Origin of the sequence: Pedobacter psychrodurus (genome assembly GCF_032678585.1) — a bacterium.
Classification (GTDB): Bacteria; Bacteroidota; Bacteroidia; order Sphingobacteriales; family Sphingobacteriaceae; genus Pedobacter; species Pedobacter psychrodurus_A.
In genome coordinates this window covers 54,061-72,305 of record NZ_JAVTSN010000024.1, presented here as the reverse complement: position 1 = coordinate 72,305, position 18,245 = coordinate 54,061, and the positions used below count along the sequence as shown (strand labels likewise).

Sequence of the window (18,245 nt, the reverse complement as noted above, 5' to 3'; positions counted from 1 at the left end):
TTAAAAATCCTGAAATCCCGCAAATCCTGATTAGCTTTGCTTCCTTTAATTTACCTTTAGGATATGTTAACCCACCATAAAATAATTGCAGCCGAATTAAAAGTTGCAGAAAAACAAGTAACCGCGACCGTAAATCTATTGGATGAAGGTGCAACAGTGCCCTTTATTTCACGTTACCGTAAAGAGGCAACAGGTAGCTTAGATGAAGTTGAGGTAGCTGCAATCCGCGACCGGGTTTTGCAGTTGCGCGATCTGGACAAACGCCGCGAAGCGATTTTAAAATCGATGACCGAGCTTGGTAAACTAACACCCGAACTGGAAAAAAAGATCAACGAAGCCGAAACCATTTCGCTTTTAGAAGATATTTACCTGCCTTATAAGCCAAAACGCAAAACACGTGCATCAGTAGCAAAAGAAAAAGGATTAGAACCATTGGCCCTCCAGATATTTGAGCAGAGTGCTTTTGATCTGGATGCATCGGCAGATAAATTTATCGATGTGGAGAAAGGCGTAAATTCACTTGATGAGGCTTTGGCAGGCGCAAGAGATATCATCGCCGAGATGATTTCTGAAAATGTAGAGGCCCGTACCAAAATGCGTATCTATTTTCAGGAAAAGTCTGCCTTTAAATCGGAAGTAATTAAAGGGAAAGAAGAAGAAGGAATTAAATATAAAGATTACTTCGAATGGAACGAGCCTGTTAAAACAGCGGCATCACACCGCGTTTTAGCGATGCGCCGTGGCGAAAAGGAACTGATTTTAAGATTAGACGCACTACCTCCAGCAGAAGATGCCATTGCCATTTTAGAAAACCAGTTTATTTTAGGCAACAATGCCGCAGCTAAACAAGTGCAACAAGCTTTAGAGGATGGTTACAAACGATTGTTAGAACCAGCGATGGAAACTGAACTTCGTGTTTTAACCAAACAGAAAGCAGACGAAGAAGCGATCCGTGTTTTTGCCGAAAATGCCCGTCAGTTGTTATTGGCAGCCCCAATGGGACAAAAAAATGTACTGGCTATCGACCCTGGTTTCCGCACGGGCTGCAAGGTGGTTTGTTTGGATAAACAGGGTCAGTTATTAGAAAATACTGCAATTTATCCGCATACCGGACAGGGAAATGTGAAAAATGCAGAATTTACCATTCAACAACTTTGCGAGAAGCATAACGTTGAAGCCATTGCCATTGGTAATGGAACAGCAGGAAGAGAAACGGAAGCTTTTGTACGTGCGCTGAATTTACCGCATGTCACTATTGTAATGGTAAACGAAAGCGGTGCTTCGATTTATTCTGCATCAGAAGTAGCGAGAGAGGAATTTCCAACACAGGACATTACCGTACGTGGGGCCGTTTCAATTGGCCGCCGTTTGATGGATCCATTGGCTGAACTGGTAAAAATTGATCCAAAATCGATCGGAGTTGGCCAGTACCAGCACGATGTTGATCAAAATAAATTACAGGCCAGCTTAGATGATACCGTAATCAGTGCGGTAAACGCTGTTGGTGTAGAGTTAAACACCGCTTCTAAACAGATTTTGGCTTATGTTTCTGGTTTAGGTCCAACTTTAGCACAAAACATTGTCGACTATAGAAACACCCATGGTGCATTTAAAAACCGCGAAAGCCTTAAAAAAGTGCCCCGTTTAGGCGATAAAGCTTACGAACAGGCAGCAGGTTTCTTGCGCATACGTAATGCAGAAAACGTTTTGGATACCAGTGGTGTTCACCCTGAACGTTATGCCGTGGTAGATAAAATGGCTAAGGATCTTGGTACCACTGTATCTGCGTTAATGAAAGATACACAACTACAAAAACAGATCAAACCACAACAATATGTAACCGATGAAATTGGTTTACCAACATTAACTGATATTCTAAAAGAATTGGCTAAACCTGGCCGCGATCCACGTGAGCAGTTTGAGGCTTTTAGTTTCACTGATGGCGTGAATGAGATCTCAGATTTAAGAATTGGCATGAAGCTCCCTGGAATTGTAACCAACATTACCAATTTTGGTGCCTTTGTTGATATAGGCGTACATCAGGATGGCTTGGTTCACACCAGTCAATTGGCTAACCGCTTTGTGGCCAATCCAAATGATATTGTGAAAGTTCACCAAAAGGTAGAAGTTACAGTTATGGAAGTTGACGCGGCACGAAAAAGAATTTCACTATCGATGAAAACTGAGGCTGGTCCAAAGTCGGAGGCTCGTAGTCGGGAGCCAAAAGAACATAAGCCAAAGCAAGAATACAAATCCAATAACGGCAAAGCTAATTTCAAACCACGCAATGAGCCAAAAGATGCTGATGGCGACTTGCAGGAGAAACTGGCGAAGTTAAAAGGAATGTTTAAATAAAAAAGAAGCCCTTATTGCTAATCTATTTTTAGCGATAAGGGCTTGATAAAATAGTAAAACAGCCCGATTATTGAACAAATAGATTAGTAATCGTATTTGTGGGTATAATCAGTTGTATAGGTAACATTAAAATTCTGGTCATTCGTAACCACCTCACCATCCACCTCAGCTTTGAAGCTAACTTTATAGGATGGATTTGTTGCACCAGGATTTAAACACTGTTGGCTTGTAGTAACTAACCTTAACGGAGTGGTACTCTCAATGATATAAGTCTTAGTTGCACCTATAAAATCATTTTTACCTAAAGATATAGCCGTTTCATTGCTTTTGGTTACCCCATTAACTTTCCATATGGTTTTGGCGTTATCTAATGTTGCACCAACAAAAACAAAAGAAACATAATCTTGATCCTCTACACCGTTGACTGTAACGGTAAACTTAAAGTTTTTACCTTCAGTACCTGCAGGTGTTTCAGGATCATCTTTTTTACATGAAAATAATAATGTTAAAGCCAATAACGGAAGAATAGTGAAAATTACTTTTTTAAAATTTTTCATAAAATGGAATTAGATAAATGATTTTTTTTCGCTAAAAATCAATAAGTATGCCATTTACAGACTGGGAAAAGCCATTTTAAGATGTAAAAATCGAATCAAGAAACCATTCTTTTGATTATCAGTAATATAAAAATAAAATTTATTGGTAAAAAATAACGATGAAGATCTTTTTCAAAGTTTTTGCCTGTGGTTTGAAACTGAACAGATATTTAGACAGGAATAAATTTTTGAAATAGGTTGGTCATACTCACTGCATGGATTGATATAAATTTAAATATTCTTAAACCTATCCTCAAATGCCAATCTTTTCTTTGGCAAACTTTCCGGATAATTTACCTGGATAAATGAAATCATGGCTTCTCTTACATGGCAACGTAAATCGAAAGCCCTGGAAGAGTTTGAGGCGCTCATCAAAAAACGCACTTCAATTGCACCATCTTTTGTACTATCCGTAACTTGTACCACATTTACACGTTTATCCCAAAGCGCATCTGCATTAAGCAGTCGGGTTAATTCCTGCCGCATGGGTTCAATGGGAATGGTATAATCGAGGTATAAAAAAACCGTTCCGAGCAGATCGGCCGAAACACGCGTCCAATTTTGAAAAGGTTTTTCAATAAAATAGGTAATCGGCAAAATTAACCGACGTTGATCCCAGATATTAACCACCACATAAGTTAAAGTAATCTCTTCTACTTTACCCCATTCGCCTTCCACAATTAAAACATCATCAATCCGTATAGGCTGGGTAAAAGCGATCTGAAAACCCGCCAATAGATTCCCTAGCGATTTTTGTGCGGCAAAGCCTATAATAATCCCTCCTATACCAACACCGGTAAGCAGTCCCGCACCAATTTTACGCATACTCTCAAAACTCAGAAGAATAATAGCGGCAGTAATTAGAATAATAAGCGATACGATAAATTTGCGTACAAACTGCAACTGCGTTCTGATTTTGCGCTCCTTAAGATTGTTTTCTTTGTTCAGGTCGTATTTCAGATAAAAATAATCCTCTAAAACATTAATTGTTCGCACCAAAATTAATGCAAAAGTGATGGTCAGGGCTATTTCTGATATTTTGGTCAATGGAAGACGGAATCTGGGCGATATCTCCATCAGCGTTAACGAGAAATTAAGGAACACTAGGGGAATAAAAACTGCAACGGGCCTTCTTAAATGTTTGATGGTTGATTTTATGATAATTGAATCCCACCAGCGCGAAAGCAAAATAAAGGTTTTGTGAATGATAAACTTGATTAGAATACCAAGCAAGACCGCTATTGCTCCAATAATGAAATTCTTCAAAAGCAAAGGAATGGGATAACCGAAAATCTGGTCGATATACTGCATAAAAGAAAATCTCTGGTTAATAAATACGGCGACTAGCCATTGGATATTCTTATAACAGCTATATTTTTGGATTGTTTGACAACAGAAAACCAATAGCCGCAAATAAATTATTTACATTAGCATTTTGTAGATCTTCTAAAAGAAAGAGATGGATTTTTTCGATGCCCACAGTATATTTTTTACGGTTCTTGAATATAAAATGAGCTATCTGGAATTCTTCGCGGTAATTACGGGGATTATTTCAGTTGTTCTTTCGGCAAAAGCCAGTATATGGAGTTGGCCTGCCGGCATTGTTAATGTATTCTTATCCGCCTTTCTATATTACCAGAACCAACTTTATCCAGATATGTTTTTGATGGTTTTCTTTTTTGTAACCAACATCATGGGCTGGTGGCGATGGGCCAATCCCAAACCCGGGGAAGAAGATAAAAATAAAGAACTCAAAATTAGCTTTATGCCGATAAAACAGTTTCTAATCCTACTAGTTGTGGGTATTGTTGGCACATTACTGATGGGCACTTTAGCTAGCCAGCTCCACAACTGGCTTCCACTTCTGTTCAATCTTCCAAGTGCTTATCCTTTTGTCGATTCATTCATTTTTGTGATGAGTGTGATCACCACTTTTTTAATGATCCAGAAAAGGATAGAATGCTGGATTATCTGGTTGATTATTGATGTTGTGGCAACTTACTTATACTTTTTAAAGGGCATTAAGTTTATGGGCGTAGAATATTTGGTTTTTACCATTATTGCTGCATTTGCATTGTGGCATTGGATCAAAGAATATAGAAACTATTCTAAAACTGAATGAAAAGAGGTTTAGTGATTGGCAAATTTATGCCCATTCATAATGGCCATATTGCATTGATCAATTTCGCCGCTACACATTGTGATGAGCTGATTGTATCGATGAGCTTCACTCCTGATGACAAGATTGATCCGGTTTTGCGTTTCGAATGGATCAAGGAGATTTTTAAGGATCAGCCCAATATCAAACCCGCTATTATTGCTGATGATTTTGATGATGAAACACTCCCCTTAAGTGAGCGCACCCTTATCTGGGCAATCAGGATGCGGGAGGTTTATCCCAAAATCGACATGCTTTTTAGTTCCGAGTACTATGGAGCACCATTCGCTCATCACTTACAGGCAGAAGATATCCTGTTCGATGAACCAAGAATATTTATTCCGGTTTCTGCAACTTTAATCAGAAACAATCCATTTCAGTATTGGGATTTTATACCAACAATAGTTCGCCCTTATTTTGTAAAGAAGATCTGTTTTTACGGCCCTGAAAGTACTGGAAAATCGACCATGGCCGAAAAAATGGCCTTATATTATGAGACCACTTTTGTACCTGAGGTGGCCAGAGAATTAATCATATCCAATGATATCACTGTTGATGATATCATCAAAATAGGAACGGCACAAACACAAAGGGTAATAGAAAAAACCAAAATCGCCAATAAGATTCTTTTTTGTGATACCGATTTAATTACCACAAAAATCTATTCACAGTATTATTTAAACGAAGTTCCAAACATCCTCAACGATCTTGAAAATGAAATCAAGTATGATTTATATTTCCTGCTGGATATTGATGTAGAATGGGTTGCTGATCACCTTCGCGATTTCGGAAACCAGCGCTCGGAAATGTTCGAACTCTTCAAGGCCGAACTTGAGAAACGTAACATTAGTTATATCACCATTAATGGGAATTATAGAGAAAGGGAAGAAAAGATAAAAAAAATCATAGATTCAATTTTGGTATAAATAATCTTTTTTTTATCTTTAATTCAAATCCAAAAATGATATGACAGCTAAACAAGCGCTTCCTATCATCCCTGACAATATTGTAGTTAATAAAATTTACGAGCTTAGAGGCCTTAAAGTGATGCTCGATAGCGATCTGGCCGAGCTTTATGGTGTAGAGACTAAACGGCTAAATGAGCAGGTTGGTCGAAATCGCGATAGATTTCCTGAAGATTTCATGTTTCAACTTAATGATGAAGAGTGGTTAAACTTGAAGTCGCAATTTGCGACTTCAAGTTGGGGCGGAAGAAGAAAACTTCCATTTGTTTTTACCGAACATGGCATTTTGATGCTTTCTAGTGTATTAAACAGCAAACAAGCCATTCAGGTGAATATACAAATTGTTAGAATTTTCTCCCGCATCCGTAAATTTATTATTGATAGCGGCGAACTCAAGCTCGAAATAGAAGCCATCAAACAAAAAGTAAGCAACCAGGATAAAAATATCGAATTGGTTTTTACTTACCTCGATAGGTTAATCGAGAAGCAAAATACGCCGAGGAAGAGAATGGGGTATAAACCAGATAATCTGTAAAAGACAATGTTTAATAATGATGCCCTTTACCCCTACCCGTTAATAATTGTACTAACCCGGATTTTTAAAAGGGATTGCAGCGATATCTTTTTTAAATTTGCATTGCCTCCGTTCACAATGTCATGCTGAGGCACGAAGCATCTGCAACCGATGAAAAAGATGCTTCGTACCTCAGCATGACACCAGCATTTAAAAGATTTAGCATAAAGCCCGACTCGAACCAACCGAAGAACTACAGCTTATGCTTTACAAAAAGCCGCAATTAGATTGCCGCATCGCTGCGCTCCTGGCAATGACGATAATTTTATATCAAAAATTTTCACTCCAACTATTTGATAATAAAAGTATTCTATCTATCTTTGCAGTCCCAAATTTAATGGGAATAATAAATTGTTTAATAAATTAAATACAAGCAAGTGAATACGTTAAGTTACAAAACTGTCTCGGCCAATGCGAAAACTGTTAACAAACAGTGGATTGTTGTTGATGCGCAAGGCGAGATTTTGGGGCGCTTGTCATCGAAGATCGCTATGATCATCCGTGGTAAAAACAAGCCTGAGTACACCCCACACGTAGATTGCGGCGATAACGTAATTGTTATCAATGCAGACAAGGTTAAATTGACAGGAAACAAATTCAGCGAAAAGCAATATGTTTCTTATACTGGTTATCCAGGTGGTCAACGTTTTATTTCTCCTAAGGAGTTAATGGCGAAACACCCTCAACGTGTAATCGAGAAAGCGGTACGTGGTATGTTACCGAAAACTAAATTGGGTAAAAAACTTTACACCAATCTTTTTGTGTATGCAGGTGAAACTCACCCTCATGCAGCTCAATCTCCAAAAACCATTAAACTTTAAGAAATGTCAGTTACTAACACTTCAGGAAGAAGAAAAACAGCTGTTGCACGTATCTACTTAAAAGATGGTGCTGGCGCAATTACCGTTAACGGTAAAGATCACAAAGTATATTTCCCTACTTTACCTTTACAATATATCGTAAACCAAAGTTTAGAGGTTTCTGAACTAGTTGGCCGTTATGATATCACTGTAAATGTTCAAGGCGGTGGAGTAAAAGGACAAGCAGAAGCTGTTCGTTTAGCTATTGCTAAAGCGATTGTTGAACTAGATGCGGAGAAAAAACCTGCATTACGTGCTAAAGGCCTAATGACGCGTGATATGCGTATGGTTGAGCGTAAGAAACCAGGACGTGCTAAAGCTCGTAAGAAATTCCAATTCAGTAAACGTTAATCACAGGAGGCAAAGACAATGGCAAGAACAACTTATCAAGACTTATTGGATGCAGGTGTACACTTTGGTCACCTTACCCGTAAATGGAATCCAAAAATGGCTCCTTACATTTTCATGGAGCGTAATGGAATTCACATTATAGATTTAAATAAAACTTTAACTAAAACTGAAGAAGCTGCGGCTGCGATTAAACAAATCGTAAAATCAGGACGTAAAGTATTATTCGTTTCTACTAAGAAACAAGCTAAAGGAATCGTAGCTGAACAAGCTAAAAAAGTAAACATGCCTTTCGTAACCGAACGTTGGTTAGGCGGTATGTTAACTAACTTTGCTACTGTTCGCAAGTCAATCAAAAAGATGTCTAACATCGATAAAATGACTAAAGACGGTACTTATGCGATTTTATCTAAAAAAGAGCGTTTAATGATTCAGCGTGAGCGTATTAAATTAGAATCACTTTTAGGTGGTATCGCTGATTTAAACCGTTTACCTGCAGCTTTATTCTTAATTGATGTTAAGAAAGAGCACATCGCAGTAACTGAAGCGTTAAAATTAAACATCCCAACTTTTGCGATGGTTGATACAAACTCTGATCCTTCTAACATCGATTTCCCTATCCCGGCGAATGATGATGCTACAAAATCAATCTCTTTAATTACTGATGTAATTATCAAAGCTATTGAAGAAGGTTTAGATGAGCGCAAACGCGAAAAAGATGATGAAGCTGAAAAAGAAGCAGTAGCAGCGAAAGTTGCAGCCGATGCTCCTGAAGCAAAAGAACCTAGAGCAGCTGGTGAAAAAAGACCAACTACTAAAAAGGTAACTGCTGAAGCAGAAGTTGAAGCGCCTTCATCAGAAGAAACTAAAACAGAAGAATAGTAATATTTTTTAATTGCAGGTTACTGGTTTCAGGTTTTAAGTTGGCTTAACATGAGTTTAACTTAGTGCTTGTAACTTGTAACCTGTAATTGTTATAAACAAGATTGTAAATTTTAAAAAAGGAAATAAAATGTCTACAGTACAAATTACTGCCGCAGATGTAAATAAACTACGCCAACAAACTGGCGCTGGTATGATGGATTGCAAAAAAGCTTTAGTTGAAGCTAATGGCGATTTCGAAGCAGCTGTTGATTTATTGCGCAAAAAAGGTCAAAAAGTATCTGCCGCCCGTTCTGGTAATGCTACTTCTGAAGGTTTAGTATCAATCGCTGTTTCAGCGGATGGCACAAATGGCAAATTAGTTGCTTTAGCTTGCGAAACTGAGCCAGTTTCTAAAGTTGAAGATTTCCGTAACCTAGCTCAGGCTGTTTTAGCTGCAGCAGTGGCCAACAATCCTGCTTCTGCCGAAGAATTATCAGCAATTACTTTGGAAGACGGACGTACAGTTGCAGAAACCATTACTGAATTAACAGGTAAAATCGGAGAGAAAATCGTTATTCAAGATTACGCAAATATCTCTGGTGAGAAAATCGTTTCATATATCCATTCTAATGGCAAAATGGGCGTTTTAGTGGTATTTGAAGGTGCTAATGGCGTAGATATTACTGAAGCTGGTAAAGATGTTGCAATGCAAATTGCTGCAATGAACCCGGTTGCTGTTGATAAAGAAGGTGTTGATCCAGCTACTATTCAACGTGAAATTGAAATTGCTAAAGACGTAATCCGTGCTGAAGGTAAACCAGAAGAAATGGTTGAGAAAATCGCTGCTGGTAAATTGAACAAATTCTACAAAGACAGTACTTTATTAAACCAGGAGTTTGTTAAAGACAGTTCGGTAGATGTTCGTAAATACTTAGATAATACTTCTAAAGGTTTAACTGTATCTGCTTTCAAACGCGTACAATTAGGTGCATAAGCATTAAAAACATATTTAAAAAGCTCCAAGAAATTGGGGCTTTTTTTATGCATGGTATTCCTACAATTCCCTTCCTCTCTCCGTTCCAATACCATTGCGCATTTCAATAGAAGGCATCGTCATCTTGATCCGATAGCTATCGGATGAAACGCAGTGAAATGCCTGCCCGTACAGGCAGGGAGAGACCCAATTCAAAAATGCTCTCTAGATAGATTTCCCGACTCCGTTGCACCCGATAGTTATCGGGTCCGCTCGAAATGACGACCGCTTAAGTTTTACCTATTTCCTTAAAGCAGTATACGCTCCTACTTCTTTTCCCGAATCATCAAGCATACTCACCATCAATTTATTTTTATCTGCCTTTATCTTCGTAATCGTTCTCGTACCAGTTTTTGGTCCACCCCCTATGATTAATGGATAATGATTTAATGCTTTATCTGGTTGATGCACCATATATTTATGCGTATGCCCACTTAATACCAGATCTACCTTTCCCTGGTTTAATAAAGGTTCAAACAATTCGGTACAATGTTTTGGTCCGTGCGCATCGCCCGAAAAGCGCGGTGGAATATGCATCAGTACAATTCTGAAAGGTGCTTTTTTAAACGCTTTTGAATTGATTTCTGTTTTAAACCACTCTGCCTGTTGAACCCGGTAATCGTCAAAATTTACAATACCCGCATATACGGGATGTGCATCTTCCTTATCCTCACCTGTATCTAAAATTACGAAACGAACTGGCCCTAAAGTAAAAGCTGTATGACCAACATGCATGTAATACTGCGGAAATTCGCGTGCAAATTTACCCCGCGTTTCATGGTTACCCCTTACGTAGATAAAAGGCGTATTTTTAGCGAAATTATCTACACATGGCTGAAGCATATGATCGATAATCTGTTTTTCATCGGTTTGATAATCGAATATATCACCGTTAAAGAAAATAAAATCTTGTTTTTTTTCAGGAACTAAACCTAGCAAATGAGGGATTGATTCCGGACGATCATGTGTATCATTCAACATGAGAAATGAAACTTCTTCCTGCGCCAAATCGGAATTCACAAATTCTTCAACCGCGCTGCTTACCGTTTCCCCATAGGTTAATTTATAAGGCTGAAAATCTTTAATTTCCTTAGAAACTATTTTATAATAATATTTTACTCCGGGTTTTAGATTCGAAAGTGTAACGCCATTCAGTTTACTATTGGCCTGCATTAAACCCAAGTTGGCCTTCCCATAAGCTTTTTGATTCAACTGATCCGCCTGTTCGCCAAACTCGACCCAGCCTGCCGCATTTTTATTGGTTAACCAAAGTACGGTCATCGAATGATTAAAATTGGTCTGTAAGTATGGGCCAACCTCAATTTTAAATGCATCTTCCCTCTCGGTTACATCGGCTATTGCTACAGATGGCGCGACCAGTGTTGCTGCACTCAAGGTTAATCCGGCCTTTAAAAAACTCCTTCTATTTGGCTGATTTACATTCATTTGATTAAGATTTATCTTATTAACCAAATATATAGCGACAATATTTAACTTTGACTGTGTAAGCTTAAATTTACTCAAACGTTTGATATGCCTAAAGTAATTACCAATATATCCTATTTCCGGGATAATGATCTAAAAAAGAACCAAACCATCACAATTGAAGGTGCTATAATTTCAAATATAAAGGATTCTGAGAGTAGAGAAACGGGGAATTCTTTAGTCATTCCCGGATTTATAGACCTGCAGATCTATGGAGCAGGAGAAAGGCTTTTCTCCGCCGATCCAACTGTCGAATCATTAACTATAATGGAAGATGATCTTCTAAAAAAAGGAACTACAGGCTTCTTAGCTTGCATGGCCACTAATTCTGCCGAAGTTTTTAATGAATGTATTAAAGCGGCAAAAGAACATCGCTCGACGGCCAAAAATTGCCTGGGTTTACACTTAGAAGGACCGTTTTTAAATCCAAAACGTTTAGGGGCACACGTGCCAGCATTTGTACGCAAAGCTTCACTAGATGAAATCAAAAAACTGATCGAATTTGGAGATGGCGTAATTAAAATGATGACTATTGCCCCAGAACTTCAGGATGATGTAGTGATTGAATATTTGTTGAATAACGGAGTAGTTGTTTCATTAGGGCACAGCAATGCAACTTTTGATGAAGCAACTGCCGCCTACAACAAAGGTATCCAAACCACCACACATCTTTTTAATGCCATGAGCCCTATCCATCACCGTGAACCGGGCATTCCTACTGCCGTTTTCAGTCATGATAAAGCGATGGCCAGTATCATTGCCGATGGACAGCATTTAGATTTCGAAGTAGTAAAATTTGCACAGAAACTTTTAAAAGAACGATTATTCCTCATTACTGATGCGGTTACCGCTTGTTCTACAGGTCCATACCAGCATATTGAAAAAGACAATAAATATGTGATGCCTGATGGCACACTTTCGGGTTCGTCGCTCACCATGTTAGCAGCTGTTAAAAACTGTGTATCACATTGCAATATCAGCTTAAATGATGCAATCAAAATGGGAACCTTATATCCAGCTAAACTCATTGGGATCGAAAACCTCACGGCCAACATTGAAATCGGACATCAGGCAAATTTATTGGTGCTTGATGAAGAACTGAATTTAAAAGAAGTAATCTTTAAAGGCGAAACGATATAATACATCCGGATATGTTCAAAAAAATCTTGCCCGCATTGATTTGCTTTTCAGTTTTCACCATTAATTGTTGGGCACAGGAAAAAAATACTTCTTTTACGGTTATACCACTTGGTGTAAAAGGAGGTGATGATGAAAGCAATTTATCTTCATATATGATCGCCCCAAAAGGCAGTGAAAATTATATCTGTTTAGACGCCGGGACAATAAACGCAGGCATTCAAAAGGCAATTGATCACAGATCGTTAAAAGGAGTAAGTGAAGAAATCCAGCGCCAGCAGATTAAGGGATATCTGATCTCACACGCACATTTAGATCATGTTTCAGGGCTGATTATCAACTCACCAGCAGATACGGTAAAAAACATTTATGGTTTGGCTTCAGTCTTGAATATATTAAGGGATAAATACTTTACCTGGGATGCATGGGCCAATTTTGCAAATGAAGGTGAAAAACCGCAATTAAAAAAATACACTTATTTTCCTTTAAGCGAGGGAAGCACGTATCCGCTCGAGGGAACAGAGATGAGAGTGAAGGCTTTTGAATTAAGCCACGGCAACCCTTATAAAAGTACCGCATTTTTGGTCAGCCATAACGAAAGTTATGTTTTGTACCTGGGCGATACCGGTGCCGATGAAATTGAAAAATCAGATAAACTTGCCAAGTTATGGCAAACCATAGCACCGATTATTAATGCAGGACAGTTAAAAGCAATTTTTCTGGAAGTTTCATTCCCCAATGAGCAGCCTGATAAACAACTATTCGGACACCTTACACCAAAACTTTTCTTCAGCGAACTATCCAAAATTGAAAGTTTAACTGATGCAAAAGCATTTAAAAAAGTATCTTTTATTATAACGCACACCAAACCGCCAGAAGAAACTGCCAAAAAAGTAAAAAAGCAACTAATTCAAGGAAAATCGAAAGATTTAATGCTGATTTTTCCTGAACAGGGTAAGCACTTAACAATTAATTAATATAAATAGAACATTTGCAGCATTAAGTGCATGTATTTTTGTTGGAAATGCATGAAATATCATAATTTTAATAGGCCAAAAGGGCAATAAAAAATTATAATCGTTTCATCATCAATAAAAAAACATAAACTAATGAAAAAACTACTACTATTATTCACTTTTATGCTTGCAATAACCATTTATGGTTTTGCTCAAGGCGTTACTACTGCATCATTTATTGGCACAGTTAAAGATCAAAAAGGGGTAATACCCGGTGCAACAGTTACTGCTGTGCACATTCCATCAGGCACAAAATACGCAACAATTACCCGGGCCGATGGGCGGTATAACTTGCCCAACGTACGTGTAGGTGGGCCATACACAGTTAAAATAAGCTATATCGGCTACAACGAACTGGTTAAAGAAAATCTGAGCACCACTATTGGAGAAGATTTAAGGGTTGATGCTTCATTAACCGAAACATCACAAAACTTAGCCGATGTTGTGGTAAAGGGAACGCAGGATAAAGTGATCAATTCATCCAGAACCGGTGCAAGAGAAACCATTACCCGACAGCAGATTGATAATTTACCAACCATTAGCCGTTCATTATCCGATTTCACCAAACTAACCCCATCCGCAAATTCGACAACAGTTGGTGGTTTAAGTTTTGGTGGCAGAAGCGGTTCTTATAACAATTTAACTGTTGATGGTGCCTTATTTAATAACTCTTTTGGATTATCTGGTAGTTTGGGCGGACAGGCCAATTCTCAGCCGATATCACTGGATGCGATTGAGCAAATCCAGGTAGATATTGCGCCATATGATGTGCGTCAGGGATCTTTTACCGGCGCAGGTATCAATACCATTGTAAAATCGGGAACGAATGATTTTAAGGGCTCGGCTTATTACTATACTAGAGGTACTGACCTAACAGGTTACTCAGCGGGAGTTACAAAAATACCAGTTGTAGATTTCAAGTATAACCAGCGTGGTTTAAATATTGGCGGACCTATCATTAAAGACAAATTATTTTTCTTTGTTTCGGGCGAACAGGAACGCATCAGTACACCCGCTACCTCTTTCGTAGCTTCAAGACCAGGTTTATCAGGGGCCAATGTTTCTGCGGCAGATGCAGCAACCTTAGATAAATTATCGAACTATCTGATGAGCAAATACAATTATGCTACAGGCCCCTACGAAAATTATCCATACGAAACGAAAAGCGATAAAATAACCGCGAAAATCGACTGGAACATCAATGCCAACAATACGCTAAGTGCAAAATATTTCTACCTAAAATCGAACAGGCAGGTGGTAGCCAGCGGATCGGGTATCCCGGCGGGTTTAAATGGTAGCCGCTCGCCTTCTTCAACCTCTATGCCTTATTTTGGATCAAGTTATACCATCAACAATAACTTTAACATTGGTATCGTAGAGTTGAACACCAGGATTGGCAACAGCATGTCGAATAAGTTAACACTTGGTTATTCTGCCTTGAGAGATTTCCGGGCTTCGAATGGCGCTGAACTCCCAATGGTTGATATTGGCAACGGAAACGGTGGTATTTTAACGAGTTTCGGGTACGAAGTTTTTACGGCAAACAACTTATTAAACTCAGATATCTACCAGTTTTCTGATGATTTCTCCATTTATGCAGGTAAACACGAAATCACTATTGGTACCAGTAACCAACTGAATAAGTTTTTAAATGGTTTTGCACCAAACTATAATGGTCTATATTATTTTAAAACTGCCGATGATTTTATGAACAATGCACCTGCAGTAAGTTATTCTTACCGCAATTCAGCATTGTCAGATGGTGCTTTCCCATTCGCAAAAATGTCGTCTTATAACCTAAGCTTATACGCGCAGGATAAATATCAGGTAAGCGATAATTTCAAATTAACTTATGGTATACGGGCAGATTACACTTATTTCCCTACCAAATTAGATCCCAACCCAAATTTGGCAGCACTAACCTTTCAAAACGGCTTGCAGGTAGATATTTCTAAATTCCCGAACAAAAAGCTATTATTTTCTCCGCGCGTAGGTTTTAATTACGACGTTTTCGGCGATAAAACAACACAACTGCGCGGTGGAACCGGAATTTTTACCGGTCAGGTACCTTATGTTTGGATATCCAACCAGGCCTCAAATACCGGAACATTATTCAGTTCAGCTACCGTTTCAACAGCTGGAGATCCACGCCTGGTTTTCAATCCGAATGTAAATGCTAACCGCCCTGCTCCAGGCACAGTGAATGCCAATACTTCATACGAAGTAGATGCCACTTCTAAAGATTTCAAATACCCTCAAATCTGGAGAACCAATGTTGCTGTTGATCAGAAGTTACCGATGGGCATCATTGCAACCATTGAGGCCTCATATACCAAGGACATCAATGCCGTAAATTTCTCGAATGCAGCATTGCCGAACAATGCTACAGGTTTAATTACAATCCCGGGTATTGAAGGACAACAACGTTATACCTTAAAATCTACACAAACAGGCACAACAGCTGCAAACCCATCCATATCGCCGTTTATTTATATGCAGAATACCAAAAAAGGTTATTCGTACTTCATCACCGGCCAGTTACAAAAATCTTTTTTAAATGGATTTAATGCAAGTGCGGCCTACACCTATAGCCAATCCAGATCTGTGAACGATGGTGGCTCAACAGCGAGCTCAATCTGGTCGCAGAGGGCAATTGCAGGTGATGCAAATTCAGATGTCTTAGCCAACACCAATTTTATTCAGCCTAACAGGGTTATTGCTTCATTAAGTTATAAAAGAGAATATTTTAAACATGCGGCAACTACAATCGGTTTAATTTTCGAATCGGCCAATAATGGTGCATTCAGTTATGTTTCATCGGGCGATATCAACAATGATGGTGGCGCAAATGATCTGGTTTATATCCCACAAAACCAAGGCGACATTACCTTGGTTCCTGATTTCGTTGGCGACACCCGTACGTCGGCACAGATCTGGAATCAACTAAATGCTTACATCAGTCAGGATAGCTACCTGAGTAAACACAGAGGCGAATTTGCCAAAAGAAATGGCGCGATCATGTCGTACTTTAAAAGAGCTGATTTACACATTGCACAGGATTTCTTTGTTGGCCCCAAAGGAAAAAGAAATACTCTTCAGTTTACGTTGGATATCATCAACTTAGGCAACATGTTAAATAGCGACTGGGGTTTATACCAAACACCAAATATCCCTTTATCTACTTATAACACAGCAGTATTGTTAGCCTATAAAGGTTTAGACCCTGTTTCAGGAAAAGCCACATACTCTTTCCCATATCAGGACAAAGCCAATTTAACCCCTTATACCACCACATATAAAAACATTACCGATCAGATTTCGCGTTGGCAGGCACAATTTGGTGTCCGCTATATCTTTAACTAAGTTAAAGGGATCATTATGGCTTGCCATAACGCAATAAATTAATATAATATGAGGAGCAATATTTTAACCTATTGCTCCTTTTTCTTTAAATCAGTATTTCTATTTAAATATTTACATCAATTGTTAAAAAGCATAGCCAGGTATTAAAAAATTGTTAATATTTTTGAAGTCATGAAATACAAACGCATCCTACTTAAGCTTAGCGGAGAATCGCTAATGGGCGACAAACAATATGGAATTGATAATGAACGCGTTAAACAATACGCAGAAGATATCAAAGCCGTACACGATAAAGGTTTAGAAATCGCAATCGTAATTGGTGGAGGAAATATTTTTAGAGGCTTAAGCGCTGAAAAAAGTGGGATGGACAGGGCACAGGCTGATTACATGGGCATGTTGGCTACGGTAATCAATTCTATGGCCTTACAAGATGCTTTAGAAAAAGTTGGTATTAAAACGCGCTTGCTTACTGCAATTAAAATGGAGCAGATCTGTGAGCCGTTTATCCGTAGAAGAGCAGTGCGCCACTTAGAAAAAGGCCGCGTAGTTATTTTTGGTGCCGGAACTGGAAATCCATATTTTACAACCGATTCTGCAGCAGCATTACGTGCGATCGAAATTAAAGCCGATGTGGTTTTAAAGGGAACACGGGTAGATGGAATTTACACAGCAGATCCTGAAAAAGATCCTTTAGCCACTAAATACACTGAAATTTCATTCAGAGAAGTTTATGATAAAGGCCTTAATGTAATGGATATGACAGCTTTCACGCTTTGTGAGGAAAACCAAGTACCAATTATAGTGTTTGATATGAACAAACATGGTAATTTCATGAAAATTGCAAATGGCGAACCTATTGGAACGCTTGTTAAATAAGGAATAAAAATTATATTTTTGTAGAAATACACACAATTATGAACGACCTCATACAATTACAATTAATGGATGCTCAATCTGCAATGGATAGGGCTATCGATCATTGTGAATCTGAATTAACTAAAATCAGGGCTGGTAAAGCATCAGCTGGAATGTTGGATGGAATTTACGTTGACTATTACGGTGCATCAACGGCATTATCACAAGTATCTAGTATCAATACGCCCGATGCCAGAACAATTGTGATCCAGCCTTGGGAAAAATCGCTTTTAACTACAATCGAAAAAGCAATACAGGTAGCCAACATCGGTATCAATCCACAAAATGATGGTATCGTAATCCGTTTGGTGGTTCCCCCGCTTACGGAGGAGCGCAGAAAAGACCTGGTAAAAAAAGTTAAGGAAGAAGCAGAAAGAGGCCGCATTACGGTTCGTAACATCCGTAAAGATGCCAACACCAAAATTCAAAAATTAAAGGAAGAAAGTGTTTCTGACGATGAAATTAAAACAGGTGAAGGCGAAGTGCAAAAATTAACCGATGCTTACATTGTTAAGGTTGATAAACACGCCGAAGCTAAAGAAAAAGACATCATGACAGTTTAAGCTGTTAAAAAGA

At 38.6% G+C, this 18,245-nt stretch carries 16 protein-coding genes; 13 read left to right on the top strand and 3 right to left on the bottom strand.

Annotation, left to right across the window (positions count from 1 at the left end; all coding sequences use genetic code 11):
- Positions 1-63: 63 nt before the first annotated feature.
- Entirely contained in the window at positions 64-2,355 is a 2,292-nt protein-coding gene (locus R2S57_RS16530; protein WP_316846055.1) for a Tex family protein, read from the top strand.
- Positions 2,356-2,438: 83 nt separating this feature from the next.
- On the opposite strand, the gene R2S57_RS16525 is transcribed toward R2S57_RS16530, so the two are convergent.
- Positions 2,439-2,912, bottom strand: a complete 474-nt coding sequence (locus R2S57_RS16525; protein WP_316846054.1) for a hypothetical protein — start codon at positions 2,910-2,912, stop codon at positions 2,439-2,441.
- A 270-nt stretch (positions 2,913-3,182) separates the two neighbouring features.
- Positions 3,183-4,262 carry a mechanosensitive ion channel family protein gene (locus tag R2S57_RS16520; RefSeq protein WP_316846053.1) on the bottom strand — a complete coding sequence of 360 codons (1,080 nt, stop codon included), beginning with the start codon at positions 4,260-4,262 and terminating at the stop codon, positions 3,183-3,185.
- Positions 4,263-4,410: 148 nt separating this feature from the next.
- On the opposite strand from R2S57_RS16520, the gene pnuC reads away from it, so the two are divergent.
- The 7 genes from pnuC (at position 4,411) to tsf (ending at position 9,714) form a co-directional block, all read left to right on the top strand.
- Positions 4,411-5,073, top strand: a complete 663-nt coding sequence (gene pnuC / locus R2S57_RS16515; protein WP_316846052.1) for a nicotinamide riboside transporter PnuC — start codon at positions 4,411-4,413, stop codon at positions 5,071-5,073.
- Positions 5,070-6,035: an AAA family ATPase gene (locus R2S57_RS16510; RefSeq protein ID WP_316846051.1), complete on the top strand. Its 966-nt coding sequence runs from the start codon at positions 5,070-5,072 to the stop codon at positions 6,033-6,035. The genes pnuC and R2S57_RS16510 overlap by 4 nt, the downstream gene beginning before the upstream one ends.
- 40 nt (positions 6,036-6,075) lie before the next feature.
- Entirely contained in the window at positions 6,076-6,609 is a 534-nt protein-coding gene (locus tag R2S57_RS16505) for an ORF6N domain-containing protein (protein WP_316846050.1), read from the top strand.
- A 416-nt stretch (positions 6,610-7,025) separates the two neighbouring features.
- Positions 7,026-7,469: a 50S ribosomal protein L13 gene (gene rplM, locus R2S57_RS16500; protein WP_010602007.1), complete on the top strand. Its 444-nt coding sequence runs from the start codon at positions 7,026-7,028 to the stop codon at positions 7,467-7,469.
- A 3-nt stretch (positions 7,470-7,472) separates the two neighbouring features.
- Complete coding sequence (gene rpsI, locus R2S57_RS16495; RefSeq protein WP_029279076.1) at positions 7,473-7,859, top strand: 30S ribosomal protein S9; 387 nt, start codon at positions 7,473-7,475, stop codon at positions 7,857-7,859.
- A gap of 18 nt (positions 7,860-7,877) precedes the next feature.
- Entirely contained in the window at positions 7,878-8,738 is an 861-nt protein-coding gene (gene rpsB / locus R2S57_RS16490) for a 30S ribosomal protein S2 (RefSeq protein WP_316846049.1), read from the top strand.
- Positions 8,739-8,868: 130 nt separating this feature from the next.
- Entirely contained in the window at positions 8,869-9,714 is an 846-nt protein-coding gene (tsf, locus tag R2S57_RS16485; protein WP_316846048.1) for a translation elongation factor Ts, read from the top strand.
- 279 nt (positions 9,715-9,993) lie between these two features.
- Here tsf and R2S57_RS16480 read toward each other — a convergent pair whose 3' ends face one another.
- Positions 9,994-11,199, bottom strand: a complete 1,206-nt coding sequence (locus tag R2S57_RS16480; RefSeq protein WP_316846047.1) for a metallophosphoesterase — start codon at positions 11,197-11,199, stop codon at positions 9,994-9,996.
- Positions 11,200-11,286: 87 nt separating this feature from the next.
- Between R2S57_RS16480 and nagA the strand changes: the two genes are divergently transcribed.
- The 5 genes from nagA to frr all read left to right on the top strand — a co-directional run bounded on the left by nagA (position 11,287) and on the right by frr (position 18,232).
- Positions 11,287-12,378, top strand: coding sequence for an N-acetylglucosamine-6-phosphate deacetylase (gene nagA, locus R2S57_RS16475; protein ID WP_316846046.1), 1,092 nt, complete (start codon positions 11,287-11,289; stop codon positions 12,376-12,378).
- Positions 12,379-12,389: 11 nt separating this feature from the next.
- Positions 12,390-13,352 (top strand): 3',5'-cyclic-nucleotide phosphodiesterase, encoded by a 963-nt coding sequence (locus R2S57_RS16470; RefSeq protein ID WP_316846045.1) that lies wholly within the window; start codon positions 12,390-12,392, stop codon positions 13,350-13,352.
- A 132-nt stretch (positions 13,353-13,484) separates the two neighbouring features.
- Positions 13,485-16,754: a carboxypeptidase regulatory-like domain-containing protein gene (locus R2S57_RS16465; RefSeq protein WP_316846044.1), complete on the top strand. Its 3,270-nt coding sequence runs from the start codon at positions 13,485-13,487 to the stop codon at positions 16,752-16,754.
- Positions 16,755-16,925: 171 nt separating this feature from the next.
- A complete protein-coding gene (pyrH, locus tag R2S57_RS16460) occupies positions 16,926-17,630 on the top strand; it encodes a UMP kinase (RefSeq protein ID WP_316846043.1) in 705 nt (234 codons plus the stop codon).
- Positions 17,631-17,668: 38 nt separating this feature from the next.
- Entirely contained in the window at positions 17,669-18,232 is a 564-nt protein-coding gene (frr, locus tag R2S57_RS16455) for a ribosome recycling factor (RefSeq protein ID WP_316846042.1), read from the top strand.
- The last annotated feature ends 13 nt before the right edge of the window (positions 18,233-18,245 follow it).

Bases quoted from the DNA above. Each gene is read 5' to 3' on its own strand.
- R2S57_RS16530 (WP_316846055.1), top strand. From the start codon at position 64: ATGTTAACCCACCATAAAATAATTGCAGCCGAATTAAAAGTTGCAGAA.
- R2S57_RS16525 (WP_316846054.1), bottom strand. From the start codon at position 2,912: ATGAAAAATTTTAAAAAAGTAATTTTCACTATTCTTCCGTTATTGGCT.
- R2S57_RS16520 (WP_316846053.1), bottom strand. From the start codon at position 4,262: ATGCAGTATATCGACCAGATTTTCGGTTATCCCATTCCTTTGCTTTTG.
- pnuC (WP_316846052.1), top strand. From the start codon at position 4,411: ATGGATTTTTTCGATGCCCACAGTATATTTTTTACGGTTCTTGAATAT.
- R2S57_RS16510 (WP_316846051.1), top strand. From the start codon at position 5,070: ATGAAAAGAGGTTTAGTGATTGGCAAATTTATGCCCATTCATAATGGC.
- R2S57_RS16505 (WP_316846050.1), top strand. From the start codon at position 6,076: ATGACAGCTAAACAAGCGCTTCCTATCATCCCTGACAATATTGTAGTT.
- rpsI (WP_029279076.1), top strand. From the start codon at position 7,473: ATGTCAGTTACTAACACTTCAGGAAGAAGAAAAACAGCTGTTGCACGT.
- rpsB (WP_316846049.1), top strand. From the start codon at position 7,878: ATGGCAAGAACAACTTATCAAGACTTATTGGATGCAGGTGTACACTTT.
- tsf (WP_316846048.1), top strand. From the start codon at position 8,869: ATGTCTACAGTACAAATTACTGCCGCAGATGTAAATAAACTACGCCAA.
- R2S57_RS16480 (WP_316846047.1), bottom strand. From the start codon at position 11,199: ATGAATGTAAATCAGCCAAATAGAAGGAGTTTTTTAAAGGCCGGATTA.
- nagA (WP_316846046.1), top strand. From the start codon at position 11,287: ATGCCTAAAGTAATTACCAATATATCCTATTTCCGGGATAATGATCTA.
- R2S57_RS16470 (WP_316846045.1), top strand. From the start codon at position 12,390: ATGTTCAAAAAAATCTTGCCCGCATTGATTTGCTTTTCAGTTTTCACC.
- R2S57_RS16465 (WP_316846044.1), top strand. From the start codon at position 13,485: ATGAAAAAACTACTACTATTATTCACTTTTATGCTTGCAATAACCATT.
- pyrH (WP_316846043.1), top strand. From the start codon at position 16,926: ATGAAATACAAACGCATCCTACTTAAGCTTAGCGGAGAATCGCTAATG.
- frr (WP_316846042.1), top strand. From the start codon at position 17,669: ATGAACGACCTCATACAATTACAATTAATGGATGCTCAATCTGCAATG.